Origin of the sequence: Helicobacter pylori (assembly GCF_001653455.1) — a bacterium.
Lineage (GTDB): Bacteria > Campylobacterota > Campylobacteria > Campylobacterales > Helicobacteraceae > Helicobacter > Helicobacter pylori_A.
Window position 1 is genome coordinate 928,315 of record NZ_CP011486.1, and the last position, 16,704, is coordinate 945,018.

A 16,704-nucleotide genomic window follows, 5' to 3' on the forward strand; every position below is an offset into this window, starting at 1 on the left:
GAAAATCCCCTTATCTTGTATTTTTTAGGCTTTATTGTATCAAATATTGATTAAAAATAGAATGATCCAACCTAATTTAAGATTTTCTCCACACGCTTTTGAATGATCTCTAAAACCAAGCAAAAAAGCCAGTAAATCAAAGCGGCTTCTAAATAAATAGGGAGAAAGTCATAGCTAGCGTTAGCTTTTTGCTGTGCGATTCTAAAAACCTCTGCAATGGTAACCACCGAAGCTAAAGAAGTTTCTTTAAAAAGGCTGATGAAAGTGTTACTCAAGCTGGGCGTGGCGACTTTGAGCGCTTGAAAAAAGATGACATGCCAAAAGGTTTGCAAGTAATTCAAACCCAAACTCAAGCTAGAATCCCATTGATCTTTAGGGACAGAAAGAAAGCTCGCTCTCAAAGTCTCTGAAGCGTATGCCCCCACATTAAAGGAAAACGCAATGATGCCTGCCGGGATTGGATCCATATACACCCCAAGAGCGGGCAAACCATAAAACACCACCACGATTTGGACCAATAAAGGCGTGCCTCTGATGATTGACACATAGAAATTCACGCCCGCTAATAAAGCCCTATGAATAAAGCGTTTAGGGGGTGCAATCTTAATGAGCGCTACCACAATAGCGAGCCATAAACCCAAAATAAAAGAAATGATCGCCAAAGGCAAAGAAATACAAAAAGCGGCTTTTAGCATGGGGTAAAAAGCCTCTAATAACAATTCCAAACGCTCTTTGCTCAAATCTAAAGATTCAAAAAACAAAGACAAATTAGGGCTGGCTGACATCTTTTCCAAAAAATTGTTCGCCCAAGCGTTTCAAAACCCCTTTATTGATCAATTTTTGCATCGCTTGGTTGATAAGCTCTAGGGCTTTTTCTTGGTGTTTGTTAATGACAAAGGAAGCACCCCCATCTTTTTCTTTGGACTCCCATGCGATTTTAAAGGGGTTGTTTTTGTGGGTGTTTAGGTAGTTTAAAATGGCTAAAGAACTATTTAAGGTCAAGTCGGCTCGTTTTTGCGCCACTAATAACAACGCTTGCGCCATAGAATCCACTGAAACGATTTGAGCGTCGTATTTGAAAGCGATCTCCCCATAAGTGGAGCTTAAAGTGTTAGCCGCTCTCAAGCCTTTAATATCTTTGATGTCTTTAATGCGATTTTCATCTTTCCTAACGAGCATGATTGTGCCTGAGTAGCTATAAGGCAAGCTTTTATCAAAAGTCGCTTGGCGTTTTTTAGTCGTCAAACTCACTTGATTAGCGACCATATCAAAACGCCCTGATTTCAAGCCTGTAAGCATAATATCCCATGAAGTTTCGTGGAATTTGATTTTCACGCCAAGCTCTTTAGCCAGCTCCCTAGCCACTTCCACATCATAGCCGGTGAGCTTACCCTCTTTGTCATGGTAAGTGAAAGGGGGGTAAATGCCCTCTGTGCCAACGCTGATCGTTTCTTTATTGATAAGTTTTTCATACAAGCTAGAAGCGTTCAAAAAACCCCAAAAAAGGCTTATTATCAAGCATAAAACTTTTTTCATTAGTATTTTAATCCTAAGTTTTTTTCAAGCATTCTAACACAAAATAAAATTTGCATGGTTTGGTTTCACGCATAAACGCGCTCCAAGCGTTTGGATAGGGTGCTGATGACTTCATAAGGAATAGTGTTTAAAAGCGTAGCGATTTCATTTGCGTCGTTAGCTTTGGTGCTTTTATCCCCAAACAAAATGACTTCATCGCCCTCTTTAGCTTCAATGCCATTAAGTTTAATAAAGCATTGATCCATGCACACTTTACCGATCAAGGGGGCTAGTTGGTTATTGATTACGACTTGAATGCGATTGCCCAAAGCGCGCGCTAACCCGTCCGCATACCCTAGCGCTAAAACACCCACTAAAGTTTCTTCATTCGTGTAAAAATGCTTGCCATAGCCAATAAACTCGCCTTTTTTGACTCGTTTGATTTGAACGATTTGAGCTTTTAAACTGATAACATTTTTTAAGATCGTGGGACACGATCCTTTCATTTCATTAGAAGGGTAGAAGCCATAGAGCATGATCCCTGGGCGATAAAGGTTTAAAAAGCGATCTTCATTGTTGTTGCACAAAGAAAGGATGCCGGCGGAATTATAAGCATGGCGGTATTGGAACTCTATTTTTTGATCCAAAAGCTGCTCTAAAAAAGCGTTAAAGGCTTTCATCTGGTTTTTAGCATGGGTTTTGATATTGGCATCAGCGTTGCTTAAATGCGTGAAAATCCCCTCCACTTCCAAACCCTTTAAAGCTTGGATTTTTTTAATGATTTCTACGCTTTTAAAATTAGGCTCTAAACCCAAGCGGTGCATTCCGGTATCAATTTTGAGATGCACTTTCAAGCGTTTTTGGGATTTTAAAGCTATTTGAGAAAAAACCTCCGCTTGTTCAAGGCTAAAAATCATGGCACTCAAATGATTGTCAACCAACATTTGAGCGTTAGAATTAGGGCTATAACCCAAAATCAAAATAGGGGTTTTAGGAAAATGAAAACGCAATTCTAAGGCTTCATCTAAGGTTGCTACCCCTAAATAATGCGCCCCCTCTTGCAAAAAAATCTCGCTCGCTTTAATCGCTCCCACCCCATAAGCGTTCGCCTTGACAACCGCCATGATATGAGCGTCTTTAGGGATAGCGTTTTTGACCGCATTAAAATTATGCCTTAAAGAAGAAGTGTCCACCTCCACAAAACTCGCCCTTTTTAACATGTTATTTTATTTGTTGGAGTGCTTGCTAAAATACCAACGAGTCTCAGAATACACCACTTTATGCAATAAAATCAAAGCGATCAAATTAGGGATAGCCATAAGCCCGTTAGACAGATCCGCCAAATTCCACACAAAATCAATTTTAGCCATAGCCCCTACCATGACACTCGCTAAAAAGATCAAGCGGTAATATTTAACCTTTTTCTCACCAAAGGCGTATTCAGTGCATTTTTCCCCATAATAAGCCCAGCCAATGATCGTAGAGTAGGCAAAAAAGATCATGGTCAAAAAAATCACCACCGTCCCTAATGAGCCTAGAAAATACTCCGTGCTTTTTAAAGTGAGCAAATTAGCGCTCATTTTCGTGCCATCAGGGAGCAAGGTGTTATATTCTGGCGCCATTAAAATCACGCTCGCTGTCGCCGAACACACCACTAAGGTTACAATAAAAGTTTGGAGCATAGAAACTAAAGCTTGGCGTACTGGGTGGTGCGTTTGAGCGCTTGCGGCAATGATAGCTGAACTCCCCAACCCCGCTTCATTAGAATACAACCCCCTAGCCACGCCCGTTTTTATCATCGTCGTCATCAACGCGCCTGCCGCTCCGCCCACAACGGGTTTAGGGTTAAAGGCTTCTTCAAAAATAAGCTTGATGGCTTGAAGGGCTAAATCAAAATGGCTGACAATAACATAAATAATAGTTATTAAATATAAAAGTACCATGATAGGGGCTAAATAAGAAGTGAATTTACCAATGGATTTGATCCCCCCAATGACAATAACAGCGGTTAAAAGGGTGAGCAATAAGCCTGAAACCCAATTGGGCAAGCTCGCTTGTTCGCTTAAAATGGAAGAAACCGCGTTGGATTGCGTCATGTTACCGGTGCCAATGCTTGCAATAATGGTAAAAATCGCAAACGCCATGGCGAGTTTGGGCATGTTGAGGCCGTTTTTAATGTAATACATGGGCCCTCCATTGTATCCAAACGCCCCTTTTTCTCTGTATTTCACGGCTAAAATCCCCTCAGAATATTTCGTCGCCATGCCAACAAGCCCGGTAACCCACATCCAAAATACTGCCCCTGGCCCTGCAATGCTGATTGCGGTCGCTACGCCTACGATACTCCCAATACCCACGGTTGCCCCTAAAGAGAGCATGAGGGCGGAGAATTGCGAAATATCGCCTTTAGATTGGGACTCTTTGTCAAAAAGGATTTTGATCGCATAAAAGATTTTACTGAATTGCAAACCCCTAAGATAGAAGGTCAAAAACAAGCCGGTGCCTACCAATAAAATTTGCATGGGAATCCCCCACACAAAATTAGATAAATAGCGTACCACCGAATCAATCGTTTCCATAAAAACTCCTTAATAAACTAGGGTTTAAAAAAGAAATTCCTTAATCCCTAAAAAATGCAGAAAAAAGCATAATATCGGCATTTTTTTCATTCGCTCCGTCTTGGCTTAAATTGGCGATGATTTTACCAATGGCCGGGCCAAAAGTGATGCCAAGCCACCCCAGTCCTGTGGCATGGATTAAGTTTTTATAGCGTTTGTCATAGCCTAAATAAGGAATATCATTAGGGGTTAAGGGCCTAAAACCACACCACTCTATGGCGTCTTTCATTTCAAAAGGCTGCGTGAAAGCGGCTAGATTTTTCTTCATGTTAGCGATTTGCTCTTTATCAATGAGGGCGTTATTGGTGTTTAATTCTAATTTAGAAGTGATCCTTACGGTGTCTCTTCGTGGGGTCATTGCCATGAAAATATCCGCAAATAAAGAAGAGGTTTTGGGTTTTAATTCTTCAGGCATTTTAAAGGTGATGCTATAACCTTTAGCCCCCATCATTAAAAAATCGTTCTTGGTTTTTTTGATGAGAGTGGGGTTAGCCCCAGTGGCTAGAATGATTTTTTCTGCTTGGATTTTTTCTTTATGCGTGATAACGCCATCAATAAGGTTGTTTTTAAACTCAAAATCAACAACCTCTTCATTATAAAGAAACTCCACGCCCGCGTTTTGTAAATATTGTTGCAAAGAGTGCATCACTTCGCCCGGATCCACATGCGCATTTTCGGTTAAAAGCACGCTCCCGCAGATATTGTCATTAACAACCGGCATGTATTCTTTGGTCTCTTTGGCGCTAAGGATTTTATAAGCACCGCTGTCATCGCAAGTTTTAATCTTTTTTTCAAAATTTTCTTCTAAAGTGTAGATCATTAAAAGCCCGTCTTCTTTATACCAAAAATCCATGCCGTCTTCTAGCATCTGGTGATACGCATCAATGCTCAGCCACCCGTAGCGTTCAAACAACGCCATGGTGCGGTGGGTGGATTTGGCGTTCGCGCTTTTCATGAATTTTAAAATCCATTGGTAAAGCTTCAAATTAAGCCCAAAATGGAATTTTAAAGGGGCTTGGTTTTTAAGCATGAGTTTAAGGGTGTCTAACACCACACCAGGGCATGAGAGCGGGGCTTTTTTAAACGCAGAAATGAGTCCGGCATTCCCAAAAGAAGTGCCGTTTTTGCCATCGCTTTTTTCAATCACACAGACCTTATGCCCTAATTTATGCATAGAATACGCACAAGAAAGCCCTACAATCCCACCGCCTATAACAACCACTTCTTTTTTCATGCTTATAAGCCCCTTTTAATCCATATCACTTGATGGCTATCGCTTCAATTTCTACTAAAGCGTCTTTAGGCAATTTAGCCACTTGAAAGGTCGCCCTAGCCGGATAAGGCTCTGTAAAATAACTCCCATAGATTTCATTCACCACTGCAAAATCGTCTAAACTTTTCAATAAAATAGTCGTTTTGACCACGCTATCCATCCCTAAATCAGCTTCTTTTAAAATCGCTTTGATATTTTCCATGGATTGGGTGGTTTGAGAATGAATGTCCGCACCCTTAAATTCGCCGGTAGTTGCATCAACGCCTAATTGGCCAGAGACAAAGACAAGATTGTTCGTAGCGATAGCTTGAGAGTAAGGACCTATAGCCTTTGGGGCTAGAGTTGAATGAATGACTTTTTTCATGATTAAAACTCCTATGATTGTGTGTTATGCTAGCTATTATTATGCAATCAAATTAAAAAGAAATAAAAAATGAGTGCAAAATGCCATGAATTTTCATCTTATTATAAGGTATTGTATATTTTTTACCCATATTTAGAAATTCTTAAATGGGTTTTGTTGGGAATTTAGGCTTTGTTATCATCAATTTTTAAAAGCTATCACCTGCTTATAAGCTCTTTTTGCAAGCTCTTTTATAGTTTATTTTGAAAAATGCCTTTGAGTATTTTTATTGAAATTATTAGAGAGAATTTATTTTTAAAAGAAACTTGAAAATTTAACAAAACCTTGACTTTTATTATTGAGTTTAGATACAATAACAATCGTCTTTTTAAATAAAAGAGTGCGGGAATAGCTCAGTGGTAGAGCACGACCTTGCCAAGGTCGGGGCCGCGGGTTCGATCCCCGTTTCCCGCTCCATAACTTAAGTAATATTTAAGAGGATTTAAGATTGCGTTTGATCAAATTAGCTAGCGTGTGCTTGGGCGTTTTGATAAGCGGTTGTGCGTCGTCTTATCCAACTGGATCTCTTTTCACTATGGTAACGGTTCCAGTTTCCGGAAACGATACGCAATACTCTAAAGAGGGGCGTGCGAGTTGTTGGAGCGTTTTTAGTCTTGTAGCCGCTGGTAATTGTTCTGTAGAAAAGGCAGCTAAGAGTGGCGGTATCACTAAGATTAAAATGGTGAGCCGTGAGGCTAACAACTTTTTAGGCATCGTTGGTAAATACACCACAATCGTTCAAGGCGACTAGCCTTGCTAGAGAGCGTAGTTGAATCATCTTTCATTCCACTCTAGGCTTAAAGCCTGAATTGCCCAGGTGGTGGAATTGGTAGACACAAGGGACTTAAAATCCCTCGGTAGCAATACCGTGCCGGTTCAAGTCCGGCTTTGGGCACCATTTTTGATCGTGATTTTATTTTTTAAAAATGCGAGTGTTAGAGATTAAGGCGACATAGCCAAGTGGTAAGGCATGAGTCTGCAAAACTTTGATTCCCCGGTTCGAATCCGGGTGTCGCCTCCATTATTGTAGTCATTAGGGGCTTTTGCAAGGGACTTTTGTAAAAATAGCGGGAGATGGCTGAGTGGTTGAAAGCGGCGGTCTTGAAAACCGTTGAGGGTCATACCTCCGGGGGTTCGAATCCCTCTCTCCCGGCCACTTGATTAAAATCTTTTAAGCGATTGGTTTTAACCAATTCATCTCTTCTTTTAATAAAGAATTTTGTGAATGTTGATTGTCTCTTTTAATTGAAATTTAAGGATTGATTTAAAGGATTTTATTCGGTGGGATTGTCAGCATCAAGTCTTATTGTTCCTCTTAGCGTTATTTTAATGGTTTTTTTCACCAAACGAGTCGCGCTCTCTTTGTTTGTGGGCATTATAGTCAGCGCTGTTTTGTTGCATTCTTTAAACCTCACAAATATCGTAGAATATACCTACACTAAAATCACTGCCGTTTTTTATACCTATGAGCCAGAAAAAGGGCTTCATTTCAATCTTTCCAACCTCTATGTTTTTGGGTTTTTAATCTTTTTAGGCGTTTTAAGTCAAGTGATTTTAAAATCCGGTAGCGTGCAAAATTTTGTCAAAAAAGCCAAAAAATACTCTAAAAACGCTAAAACCCCTGAATTTATCGCTTTTTTTTCAGGCATCATTATTTTTGTAGATGATTATTTTAACGCCCTGACCGTGGGGCAAATCTCAAAGTCTTTAAACGACGCCCACAATTCCACACGAGAGCGCTTGGCTTATATCATAGACTCCACTTCAGCGCCGGTGTGTTTGTTAGTCCCTATTTCTAGTTGGGGGGCTTATATTATGGGGATCATGAATAACGACAACTCGCCTTTATTGAAAGATAGTTTTTCGGTGCTTATGCAAAGTTTAAGCAGTAATTATTATGCGATTTTTGCACTCATTGCGGTGTTTCTCACTATTTTGTGGCAAATCAACCTCCCTAGCATGAAAAAGTATCAAAACATAGGCGTGAAGGATTTTTATAGCGAGCAAGAAGAGGATCTTTCAAAGCTAGCCCCCTTAAGCTTGTTACCCCTTTCTATTCTTTTGTTGATTATCTCCATTTCCTCGTTGATTTTTTATACTGGAGTAATCTTAAAAAACACCGATGCGAGCTTTTCACTCTTTTATGGGGGGCTGTTTTCGCTCATTATCACTTATCTTTTAGCTTACAAGTTTTTAGAAAAAGGGGGGTTTTTAAAACTCATGTTGGATGGCTTTAAGAGTGTGGGGCCAGCGATGCTAGTCTTAACGCTCGCTTGGGCTATTGGGCCTGTGATTAGAGATGACGCTCAAACGGGGCTTTACCTAGCTCAAGTAAGCAAGGAGTTTTTAAATAGTGGAGGGGGGGTGTATATGCCCTTAATCTTTTTTTTAATCTCCGGATTTATCGCTTTTTCTACCGGCACAAGCTGGGGAGCGTTTGCAATCATGCTACCCATTGGAGCGGGCATGGCTAATGAAAGCGATATTATTTTGATCGTTTCAGCCATTCTTTCTGGGGCGGTTTATGGGGATCACACAAGCCCTATTTCTGATACGACTATACTATCGGCTACTGGGGCGGGGTGTTCGGTGCAAAGCCATTTTATCACGCAACTCCCTTATGCGACTATTGCGATGCTTTGCAGCGCGGTGAGTTTGGGGGTTGCAAGTTTTATGCATTCTCGCTCGCTCGCGCTTTTAATCGGTATCATTTTGCTTGTGGGGGTGTTTTATCTTTTGAAAAAATTTTATGGCGAAAATCTAAAAACTTAAAAATTAAAATAAGGTTTTAGCGATCCCTATTTGATTGGGGAAAAATCTTGTTTTATTATCAATCAATTAAAATAAATTATTCAAAAATAACCATTAATTGTAAAAATCTTCACAAAACTCTAAATCGTAACGCTTTTTAAAAAAATACATTTTTTTTAATTTTTTAATCAACTATTAAGGTGTTTTAAGTTAAATTTCCTTATCTGTTAAACATACGGATAATGTTATATCTAAGGAAAGAAAATGGGGTTAGGACACTAATAAGTTTAGGGATTTTGTTAAGCGTTTTGAATGGCGACGATCTGAGATTGTATTCAAAACCTTTAGTCTATTCGGTTGGCAGTGGGATCATTGGGATTGATATTGATAAGCGGACATTTTACAAACGAGCGTTCACTTTCACAATGAAATCGTTGTTTGGTGAAAACTTGCTTTTGTTTGTCAAATTAAAGCATTCTGCGTTGATGAGCAAACACATGAAAGGACCTTTGGAAAACCGCCATCATCATTCTTTCACTAAGAATTATGAAAAAGCGGTTAATGGTTGTCAAAAGTATTTCCATATCAAATTGCCTGAAGGCGCTCCTAGCAACTTCAAATCAGGCTCATACATGGCCACTATGGTGATGCGTTTTTAAAGTTTTATTTTGGGTATTCTTAATACCCTTATCATTCTTTTAAGAATACAAATCTTTAAAAACACAAGTTTGTTTCTTTTTTTAATCTTCTTAGGGCTTTTTTCATTATATTGAATAAAATATTTCAAAAACATTGATAAAAATCCATAGGAGAAAAATAAAAACTCACTTCAAGTTAAGTTGGGATTTAATCTTAGCTCTTTCTAAAGTTGTAAGACACCTTTCATATGGATTACATCAGCAAAGCCACCAATGAAAAAGAAAAAAAGAATGTGAGAAATTGCTCACGCCTGAAGCTAGGAAACTTTTAGAAACCGAAGCGTTGGATTGTTTGAGGCATGCTAAAACGGAAGCGCAAAAAAAAAGAATGCATCAAAGATCTCCCTAAAGCGTTGCAACAAGAAGTGTTGGATAAAAAAAGTTTGCAATCCATATAAAAAGGCTTTGTTTTCATCAAATTTTGATCGCTAAAACTTTTATAGTTAATTAAGGCGTGTTTTTGGCTTCAGGTGTTTTTATGGTAGGATTAGTTCTATCAAGGTTTAGGGGATTAGCATCTTTCCTCTTATCATTTGGCGCTAAAGGCGACTCAATTAGCCCATTCCTTGATGAGCCATTTTATTCCAACAACATGAAAAACTCTGTCCTTTAGGGTGCAGTAAGTACATAGCCGTTAGACTATATTTAAACTAAAAGGTAGCCAAATGCCTCTAGTCTTTTTGGGGTAGGAAATGTCCATGCAGGCTTTAAAGAACAAAGCTTTTCATGTTAGTGTCCGTTGGTTAGTGTCCGTTGGGATACTTTAATTAAGAAGCCCCTTGTTTTAGAAAGGGGCGGTTTCACAGCCTATCATAATCCGCCTATTTTTATCCGCCTTAAAAATGCGGAGGCAAACAAACCCCTACAAAAACGCTTCTAATTTATAGGCTTTTTGATGCTCTTTTTTCAAATCCATGTAAGCGTTTAAAAGCATGTATTCTTCAAAAGATAAAACCGCTAGATGCTCCTTAGCGAGATCATTCATTTCTAATTCTAGCAACACAAACAAAAAGGCTTTTTGGGCCTTATCGTCTTCTTGGCTTAAAATCTCAAAAAACTGGAACCATTTGTCCGGCACAAGGAATTTTTGCGCTTTTTGCGCGAGCTTTAAATAATCGTTCTTGTCATAACCCACCTTTTTGCAAAGCTCTGAAATCTTTAAAGTGTCTGTGTTTAAGGATTTTTCAAAAAAAGCTTTTAAAAAAGACTTCACGCATTCTTTGTTCAAATCATCTTGCATTGCATTCAAAGCCTTTAAAACCTCTTTTTTACTTCCTTTTTGGGCGATTTCTATAAAAGCGTAATGGCGTAAGTCTAAAGGGATTTGCATGTTTGTTAAAACTTCAAAGGCGTTTTTTAAATCGTTATGCATGAAAGCTTTCAAGCGTTTAGAAAAATAAGCATGATCATAAGCCAGAGAGTGCTTGGTGTGATCTTTAGGTTCAAGGGTGTTGTTTTCTATGTTGTGGTAATGTTTAAAAAGGTTATCCACTTTTTCACACCCGCTATTTGGCGTGTTTAAATCAGCCTTTAAATCATAGCGGGCTAAGATTTGAGAAAGGTTTTTAGCGAGATCGCTTTTAAATTTCGTTTTTAAAAAAGTCTTTTGAGTGTCTTGGGACAGGATTTGTTTGAGCAATTTGTCAAAATCCCTTTTCTCATGGTATAGGCGGATTTTATGGCTGATGTTGTGTTTGAATAAAAAAACCCATGAAAAAAAAGCGAACATGCCCAAAACGCCCATAAGCCATACCGCTATGGGCAAATTAAAGCTATAACTCCCCAAATTGAAAGCATAAGCTTGCGGATCAATGCTATAAACAAACACGCCAAAACCCACAATAAATAAAAATGTAAAGATAATGTAAAAACGCATGCGTACCTCCTATTTATGGTATGGATGCTTAAAAATAATGCTTAAAGCCCTATAAATTTGCTCGCATAAAACAATTTTAGCCACTTCATGGCTAAAAGTCATCTCGCTCAAACTCCAAGCCTGACAATCTTTTAAAAATTTTTCTTCAAAGCCATACGCTCCAGCGATAAAGAAATTAATATTAAGATGATTTTCTAACATTTTACTAAACGCAAAGCTATCGCCCCCTTTAGCTTTAGGGTGCAATGCAATATTGATCGCTTTAGGGTTGAAATACGGCTCAAAGGCTAGAGAGTAACTTTTTTGAGCGAGTTCTTTAGAAATTTTTTGAGCGTTGACTATATTTTTAGGGAATAAATCCACTAATTCTAATTCGCAATCAAATTGTTTGCATTGTTTTTGATAGCTTTTCACCAACTCTAAAGGCGAACTTTTAGCGATAGAATACACCACACAACGCATCAATCTTAAAAACTTTAAAAAATCTTTGAAGTCTTATGCGTGGTGATAGCGATCAAATCGCTCAAAGTTTTCTTCAAATCCTTCCTGTGCACAATCATATCAATCAAGCCATGCTCTAATAAAAATTCCGCTGTTTGAAAGCCCTCAGGCAAATCCGCCCCTATGGTTTGTTTAATGACCCTAGGCCCTGCAAAACCTATCATCGCTCCTGGCTCTGCAATGATGAGATCCCCTAAAAACGCAAAAGACGCGCTAACGCCCCCATAAGTGGGATCGCTCAAAAGCGAAATGAAAGGGAGTTTAGCCTCGCTCAATCGGTTCAAAGCTGCGCTCGTTTTAGCCATTTGCATGAGTGAATAAGTGGATTCTTGCATCCTGGCCCCCCCACTCGCTGAAACGATCAATAACGCTTCTTTTTTGGCGACCGCGCGATTAATCGCTCTTACGATCTTTTCACCCTCCACAGAGCCTAAACTCCCCCCCATAAAGCTAAAATCAAACACCACGATCTGCAAAGGCATGCGGTTGATTTTAGCCTCACCGCTAATCACTGAGCTTGGGCGGTTGGTCCTTTTCTCGTATTTTTTAATGCGCTGTTTGTAGCTTTCTTTATCCACGAAATTCAAAGGGTCATTAGGCCGTAAATGCTTATCAAATTCTTCAAAACTCCCCACATCGCATAAAAATTCAATCCTTTCAGTCGCATTCATGCGGAAATGGTAATGGCATTTCAAACACACGCTGTATTTACTAAACACTTCTTTATGATACATTAATGCATAACATTTAGGGCATTTCACCCAATGGCTTGGTTGTTCGTTCTTACTTGGCGCTTCTCGCAATTTATTGATCTTGAAATTTTTAAAGAAATCTGCAAATCCCATGTTTTTCCTTAATTTTGCAGTTTTATTGTGATTGTATCCAAGTTTTGCTTATAATAAAACAAAATTAGCTTAAGAGTAGCGATGCAAGGGTTTCTTTTACAAACACAAAGCATAAGAGATGAGGATTTAATCGTGCACGTTTTGACTAAAAACCACCTCAAAACCCTCTATCGTTTCTACGGCAAACGCCACAGCGTGCTGAATGTGGGGCGTAAGATTGATTTTGAAGAAGAAAACGATGATAAGTTTTTACCCAAAATAAGGAATATTTTGCATTTAGGCTATATTTGGGAAAGAGAAATGGAACGCTTGTTTTTTTGGCAGCGCTTTTGTTTTTTGTTGTTCAAGCATTTAGAGGGCGTGCATTCTTTGGATAGCATCTATTTTGACACTTTAGACGATGGGGCTAACAAACTCTCCAAACAGCACCCCTTAAGAGTGATTTTAGAAATGTATGCAACGCTTTTGAATTTTGAAGGGCGCTTGCAAAGCCAAAACTCTTGTTTTTTATGCGATAAGAAATTAGAAAATTCCGTCGCTTTAGCGCAAGGGTTTGTTTTAGCGCACCCCTCTTGTTTGAAAGCTAAAAGCTTGGATTTAGAAAAAATCCAAAATTTTTTTCGCACTCAAAGCACGATTTTTTTAGAAACAGAAGAAGTGGAAGAATTGTGGCGCACGCTGAATTTAGGGTTTTAAAAGGTTGGAAATGAAATTTAAATTTTTGAATATGGATAATGAGAGCGGTTTTATTTTGATTGAAAAGGAATTGAAGCGCTTGAAACTTTTTTCTCAAGTCAAAGAGAATTGCATTGAATTGAAAGGCGAGAATGTAGAGCGAGCGAGAATTTATCTTAAAACGCTTTTTAACTCTAACATTGTGGAATTAGACGATAACAAAAAAAGCGCGAACGCTTTAATAGAGCGCTTGAAATCTTTAAATTTAAAAATCGCAGTGGCTGAAAGCTGCTCTGGGGGGTTGCTATCGCATGCATTCACTTCCGTTAGTGGGGCTTCAGCGGTTTTTATGGGGGGTATTGTGTGCTACAATGAAGAGGTCAAGCGCGAAATATTAAAGGTCAATGCCACGACTTTAAAAATCTTTGGGGTTTATAGCGAAGAATGCGTGAAAGAAATGCTATCAGGCGTGTTTTTAAATTTTAAAGCGGATTTAGCGCTAGCGATTAGCGGGGTGGCTGGCCCTAATGGGGGGAGTAAGGCTAATCCTGTAGGCACGATTTATATTGGCGTGCAAAAGTCAGGATCTCATGCCCTCATTGATCGCTGTTTTTTTGAAGGCGATAGAGAGAGTGTCCAAAATAAAAGCGTAGAGCATGCCCTAAACATGCTCGCTAGAATGCTATAAACTACCTTAACGCGCAAACATTACCAAATTCTTTTTGAGCGACTTTAGCAATGTAGGCTACTTCATTATCGTTAAGGTTTTCAACGCTCGCTTTCAAATACCTTTTGATCTGATCGATCTGGCAACCCTCTAGCTTGATTTTCACCACAGCTATCTCAGCTTTTAAATTCGTGTAAGTGTCAGACACTTGAATCTTAGTCGCTAGGTAATTATAGATAGCGTAGCTGATATTCGTAGCCGTTTGCTCAGACTCATGGAATTGCTCCATGAAGCGTTTTTTATACTTCATCATGATTTCATGAAAAACCACGATAAGACTCAATTTAGCGTTTAAGGTCGCTTGCTCAATCCCTAAATATTTATTATTGACAGGGATATACGCCACGCCCATTTCTTCATAAGGGACTTTAGGGTCTTCAAAAACCCAAGCAGGAGCATCAGACAATTCCGATTTCATGCCCTTTAAATCAGAGATCAAAATCCCATCATCTCTTAAAAGACTCTTAGCGTTCAATGAAACGCTTGAAAACACCCCTAAAAGAGCGATTAAAACCATTCTTTTAAACAAAATACCACTCCTAACTTAATTTAGATTTGATTATAGTTAAAAAGTTTTTGATTTCGTTTAATCACAACCAAGTAATTGTAGCAGCCTTTGATTTTCTTGATTTTTTGCTCGCTTCTGCCACCCTCTTACCCAATGCGATCAAACATGCGATTTTAGGCTTATTGATACGCTTTTCTAAGATTTCGCCCACTTTTAACGCATCAAAGCCTCCGATAATGCAACTATCTAATCCCATCAAGCTCACGCCCATGCAAATTTGCCCCACCGCAATATAGCATTGCTCTAAAATATAGCTTTCTAGTTTTTGCATGCTGTGGTTAAACCTTAAATCAAGCATTTGAGCAAAAGAAGGAAGCACTCTCATTTTATAAGACTCTGGGTAGAGGTTTTGCATGTAATGGCTATGCGGTAACAATTCAATAGGGTTTAAAGAACACACCACCATCAACGCTGAAGCGCTTTCAATCATGTCTTTATTGAAATAGCTATGCGCTGCAATTTGATTTTTTAAATCTTTGTCAGTAACCATCACAAAATGCCATGGCTGTGTGTTGTAAGAGCTTGGCGATAGTCTGGCAATTTCAGCGATTTCTTCTAATTCTTCGCTAGAAAATGCGTAATGGCTATCAAACATTTTGCAAGAATGGCGCTCGTTCAACAATTGTCTTCTTTTTTCTTGATCCAAAAATTTCATTAGTTTTCCTTTATTTTTTTAGAATGTCTTATAGCATACAATAAAATCCCTAACGAAACAATTACCATAAGCAGGCTTAAAATCTGCCCCATGCTCAAATTCAAAAAATAAACCCCCATTTGACTGTCTGGCTCTCTGTAAAATTCCGCAATAAAGCGCATCAAGGAATACCCCAAACCATAAACCACAATGAGCAGTCCATGCGTTTTGGTGTGTTTTTTAGCCCACATTACCATTAAAAACACAATAACCCCCTCTAAAAACGCTTCAATGAGTTGGCTAGGATAACGCAATTCATTATCCACCACAATGCCTATGATTTGCCCTAAATGGCTGTCTTTGGGGACAATCCTTCCCACCAACTCCTGGTTTAAAAAATTCCCAATCCTCCCAAAAACATACCCTAAAGGCAGGCTAATTGCAATCAAATCCAAATAAATTAAAAGCTTTTTCAAATCCTTACGATTGTAAAGATACGAAGCGATCAAAAACCCCACCAACCCCCCATGATAGCTCATCCCACGAATGCCAATAAAATTCCCATGGCTATCAAAAGGGTTAAAGATTTGCCAAAAATGCGTCAAATAATAACCAGAGTTAGGCTCATAAATAAGAATGTATCCTATCCTTGCCCCTAACACAATGCCAAGCTCCGCCCATAAAAAATAACTTTCAAAATCCTTTCTTGCAACTGGGAATCGTTTGGGATCTTGTTGGATCATTCTTAACGCCATGTAAAATGCAACAACAATCGCGCACGCATACGCCAAACCATACCAATGCACTTCAATATTGCCAAGACTAAAAGCGATGGGGTTAAAGCGCTCATAAATCGTATTCCAAGCGTTCATGTTCATCCTTAAAATTCAAATTCTTTAGGAGCGATCGCTTCAAATTCATATCCCAATAACGCAATTTTATGCGCATGGAGCATCAAGCGTTTGGCTGAACCTGGTTCGTTATTATAAAGCGTATCGCCTATAATGGGGTGGTTGATATGCTTTAAATGGACTCTAATCTGGTGGGTTCTCCCGGTTTTGATTTCCACTTTTAAAAGGGTTTTTTTATTGATGATTTTTAAGGGCGTGATTTTAGTAATCGCTTCTTGCCCTTTTTTAGAGATCTTGCTGAACGCTTTAGTGGTTTTAATGGTGAGAATGGGAGCGTTAATTTCTTGCTCTTCTTCTACAATCCCTTGAGCTAGCGCTAAATATTCTTTTTTAACCGCCCTTTCCTTAAACGCTTTTTTAGCTTTCAAGTGGAATTCTGAATTTTCTTTCACCAGTAAAATCACCCCGCTTGTTTCTTTATCCAAGCGGTGCAACAGCGTCCAACCTTTAAAAAAAGAAACTAAATCATAGCTCTCTATAAAAGGGGGTTTAAAAAGGGCTAGAACGTTTTCATCTTCAAAAATCACGCTGGGCTTTTCAATTTTTTGGACATTAAAGCATGTGTTTTGGGGTAATTCCTTTCTAGCAACCATCAATTTTTTCCCCCCTATACTCACTAACCCCGAATCAATCAAAGCTTTAGCTTTTTTGTGCGAAATGTTTTCCTGGACGCTCAATAATTTATAAGCTTTTTCCATATTTATCCTTT

Annotated in this window: 18 protein-coding genes, 4 tRNA genes and 1 pseudogene; 10 read left to right on the forward strand and 13 right to left on the reverse strand. The window is 38.9% G+C overall.

All coding sequences use genetic code 11. From position 1 onward, the window contains the following. Positions 1–71: 71 nt before the first annotated feature. The 6 genes from AA977_RS04360 to AA977_RS04385 all read right to left on the reverse strand — a co-directional run bounded on the left by AA977_RS04360 (position 72) and on the right by AA977_RS04385 (position 5,770). Positions 72–785, reverse strand: a complete 714-nt coding sequence (locus tag AA977_RS04360; protein WP_064435199.1) for an amino acid ABC transporter permease — start codon at positions 783–785, stop codon at positions 72–74. Further along, complete coding sequence (locus tag AA977_RS04365; RefSeq protein WP_000756352.1) at positions 769–1,536, reverse strand: amino acid ABC transporter substrate-binding protein; 768 nt, start codon at positions 1,534–1,536, stop codon at positions 769–771. The genes AA977_RS04360 and AA977_RS04365 overlap by 17 nt, the downstream gene beginning before the upstream one ends. Before the next feature lie 65 nt (positions 1,537–1,601). Continuing rightward, positions 1,602–2,735, reverse strand: a complete 1,134-nt coding sequence (alr, locus tag AA977_RS04370) for an alanine racemase (RefSeq protein ID WP_064434726.1) — start codon at positions 2,733–2,735, stop codon at positions 1,602–1,604. A gap of 6 nt (positions 2,736–2,741) precedes the next feature. After that, positions 2,742–4,094: an alanine/glycine:cation symporter family protein gene (locus tag AA977_RS04375; protein ID WP_064434727.1), complete on the reverse strand. Its 1,353-nt coding sequence runs from the start codon at positions 4,092–4,094 to the stop codon at positions 2,742–2,744. A gap of 40 nt (positions 4,095–4,134) precedes the next feature. Next, positions 4,135–5,367 (reverse strand): NAD(P)/FAD-dependent oxidoreductase, encoded by a 1,233-nt coding sequence (locus tag AA977_RS04380; protein WP_064434728.1) that lies wholly within the window; start codon positions 5,365–5,367, stop codon positions 4,135–4,137. A 25-nt stretch (positions 5,368–5,392) separates the two neighbouring features. After that, a complete protein-coding gene (locus AA977_RS04385; protein WP_000755741.1) occupies positions 5,393–5,770 on the reverse strand; it encodes a RidA family protein in 378 nt (125 codons plus the stop codon). Positions 5,771–6,151: 381 nt separating this feature from the next. Between AA977_RS04385 and AA977_RS04390 the strand changes: the two genes are divergently transcribed. The 8 genes and pseudogenes from AA977_RS04390 to AA977_RS08245 form a co-directional block, all read left to right on the forward strand. After that, a tRNA-Gly gene (locus AA977_RS04390) sits at positions 6,152–6,226 on the forward strand. A gap of 40 nt (positions 6,227–6,266) precedes the next feature. Beyond that, positions 6,267–6,560, forward strand: a complete 294-nt coding sequence (locus AA977_RS04395) for a TRL-like family protein (RefSeq protein WP_064435200.1) — start codon at positions 6,267–6,269, stop codon at positions 6,558–6,560. Positions 6,561–6,620: 60 nt separating this feature from the next. Then, positions 6,621–6,707, forward strand: a tRNA-Leu gene (locus AA977_RS04400). A gap of 48 nt (positions 6,708–6,755) precedes the next feature. Beyond that, positions 6,756–6,830: transfer RNA gene (locus tag AA977_RS04405), tRNA-Cys, on the forward strand. Positions 6,831–6,877: 47 nt separating this feature from the next. Continuing rightward, positions 6,878–6,965, forward strand: a tRNA-Ser gene (locus AA977_RS04410). A gap of 125 nt (positions 6,966–7,090) precedes the next feature. Then, on the forward strand, positions 7,091–8,581 hold the full coding sequence (locus AA977_RS04415; RefSeq protein ID WP_064434729.1) for a Na+/H+ antiporter NhaC family protein: 1,491 nt from the start codon (positions 7,091–7,093) through the stop codon (positions 8,579–8,581). Positions 8,582–8,856: 275 nt separating this feature from the next. Continuing rightward, complete coding sequence (locus AA977_RS04420) at positions 8,857–9,219, forward strand: hypothetical protein (protein ID WP_064435201.1); 363 nt, start codon at positions 8,857–8,859, stop codon at positions 9,217–9,219. 236 nt (positions 9,220–9,455) lie between these two features. Then, positions 9,456–9,647, forward strand: a pseudogene (locus AA977_RS08245) (CagY family CD-EC repeat-containing protein); the annotation flags it as partial. A gap of 473 nt (positions 9,648–10,120) precedes the next feature. On the opposite strand, the gene AA977_RS04425 reads toward AA977_RS08245, so the two are convergent. Genes AA977_RS04425 through accD form a run of 3 tightly spaced genes read right to left on the reverse strand, consistent with a single transcriptional unit; the run spans position 10,121 to position 12,480 of the window. After that, positions 10,121–11,134, reverse strand: coding sequence for a LapA family protein (locus AA977_RS04425; RefSeq protein ID WP_064434730.1), 1,014 nt, complete (start codon positions 11,132–11,134; stop codon positions 10,121–10,123). 9 nt (positions 11,135–11,143) lie between these two features. Beyond that, positions 11,144–11,596, reverse strand: coding sequence for a 23S rRNA (pseudouridine(1915)-N(3))-methyltransferase RlmH (gene rlmH / locus AA977_RS04430; RefSeq protein ID WP_064434731.1), 453 nt, complete (start codon positions 11,594–11,596; stop codon positions 11,144–11,146). A gap of 14 nt (positions 11,597–11,610) precedes the next feature. Next, positions 11,611–12,480, reverse strand: coding sequence for an acetyl-CoA carboxylase, carboxyltransferase subunit beta (accD, locus tag AA977_RS04435; RefSeq protein ID WP_000505030.1), 870 nt, complete (start codon positions 12,478–12,480; stop codon positions 11,611–11,613). Positions 12,481–12,561: 81 nt separating this feature from the next. On the opposite strand from accD, the gene recO reads away from it, so the two are divergent. Together recO and AA977_RS04445 are read left to right on the forward strand one after the other, a co-directional pair. Then, a complete protein-coding gene (recO, locus tag AA977_RS04440; protein WP_064434732.1) occupies positions 12,562–13,176 on the forward strand; it encodes a recombination protein RecO in 615 nt (204 codons plus the stop codon). Positions 13,177–13,186: 10 nt separating this feature from the next. Further along, the gene (locus tag AA977_RS04445; protein WP_064434733.1) at positions 13,187–13,843 is read left to right on the forward strand and encodes a CinA family protein; all 657 of its coding nucleotides are present in this window, start codon (positions 13,187–13,189) and stop codon (positions 13,841–13,843) included. 1 nt (position 13,844) lies between these two features. On the opposite strand, the gene AA977_RS04450 is transcribed toward AA977_RS04445, so the two are convergent. The 4 genes from AA977_RS04450 to AA977_RS04465 form a co-directional block, all read right to left on the reverse strand. Continuing rightward, entirely contained in the window at positions 13,845–14,411 is a 567-nt protein-coding gene (locus AA977_RS04450) for a hypothetical protein (protein ID WP_064434734.1), read from the reverse strand. Between the two features lie 61 nt (positions 14,412–14,472). Next, the gene (locus AA977_RS04455) at positions 14,473–15,105 is read right to left on the reverse strand and encodes an NAD(P)H-dependent oxidoreductase (protein ID WP_064434735.1); all 633 of its coding nucleotides are present in this window, start codon (positions 15,103–15,105) and stop codon (positions 14,473–14,475) included. Continuing rightward, entirely contained in the window at positions 15,105–15,956 is an 852-nt protein-coding gene (gene lgt / locus AA977_RS04460; RefSeq protein ID WP_064434736.1) for a prolipoprotein diacylglyceryl transferase, read from the reverse strand. Before lgt ends, AA977_RS04455 begins: the two co-directional genes overlap by 1 nt. Positions 15,957–15,964: 8 nt before the next feature. Further along, the gene (locus tag AA977_RS04465) at positions 15,965–16,693 is read right to left on the reverse strand and encodes an RluA family pseudouridine synthase (protein ID WP_064434737.1); all 729 of its coding nucleotides are present in this window, start codon (positions 16,691–16,693) and stop codon (positions 15,965–15,967) included. Between the last annotated feature and the right edge of the window lie 11 nt (positions 16,694–16,704).

Coding starts and splice junctions, on each gene's coding strand:
- AA977_RS04465 (WP_064434737.1), bottom strand. CDS start 16,693: ATGGAAAAAGCTTATAAATTATTGAGCGTCCAGGAAAACATTTCGCAC.
- AA977_RS04375 (WP_064434727.1), bottom strand. CDS start 4,094: ATGGAAACGATTGATTCGGTGGTACGCTATTTATCTAATTTTGTGTGG.
- AA977_RS04385 (WP_000755741.1), bottom strand. CDS start 5,770: ATGAAAAAAGTCATTCATTCAACTCTAGCCCCAAAGGCTATAGGTCCT.
- AA977_RS04380 (WP_064434728.1), bottom strand. CDS start 5,367: ATGAAAAAAGAAGTGGTTGTTATAGGCGGTGGGATTGTAGGGCTTTCT.
- AA977_RS04425 (WP_064434730.1), bottom strand. CDS start 11,134: ATGCGTTTTTACATTATCTTTACATTTTTATTTATTGTGGGTTTTGGC.
- rlmH (WP_064434731.1), bottom strand. CDS start 11,596: ATGCGTTGTGTGGTGTATTCTATCGCTAAAAGTTCGCCTTTAGAGTTG.
- accD (WP_000505030.1), bottom strand. CDS start 12,480: ATGGGATTTGCAGATTTCTTTAAAAATTTCAAGATCAATAAATTGCGA.
- AA977_RS04360 (WP_064435199.1), bottom strand. CDS start 785: ATGTCAGCCAGCCCTAATTTGTCTTTGTTTTTTGAATCTTTAGATTTG.
- AA977_RS04455 (WP_064434735.1), bottom strand. CDS start 15,105: ATGAAATTTTTGGATCAAGAAAAAAGAAGACAATTGTTGAACGAGCGC.
- recO (WP_064434732.1), top strand. CDS start 12,562: ATGCAAGGGTTTCTTTTACAAACACAAAGCATAAGAGATGAGGATTTA.
- lgt (WP_064434736.1), bottom strand. CDS start 15,956: ATGAACGCTTGGAATACGATTTATGAGCGCTTTAACCCCATCGCTTTT.
- AA977_RS04365 (WP_000756352.1), bottom strand. CDS start 1,536: ATGAAAAAAGTTTTATGCTTGATAATAAGCCTTTTTTGGGGTTTTTTG.
- AA977_RS04445 (WP_064434733.1), top strand. CDS start 13,187: ATGAAATTTAAATTTTTGAATATGGATAATGAGAGCGGTTTTATTTTG.
- alr (WP_064434726.1), bottom strand. CDS start 2,735: ATGTTAAAAAGGGCGAGTTTTGTGGAGGTGGACACTTCTTCTTTAAGG.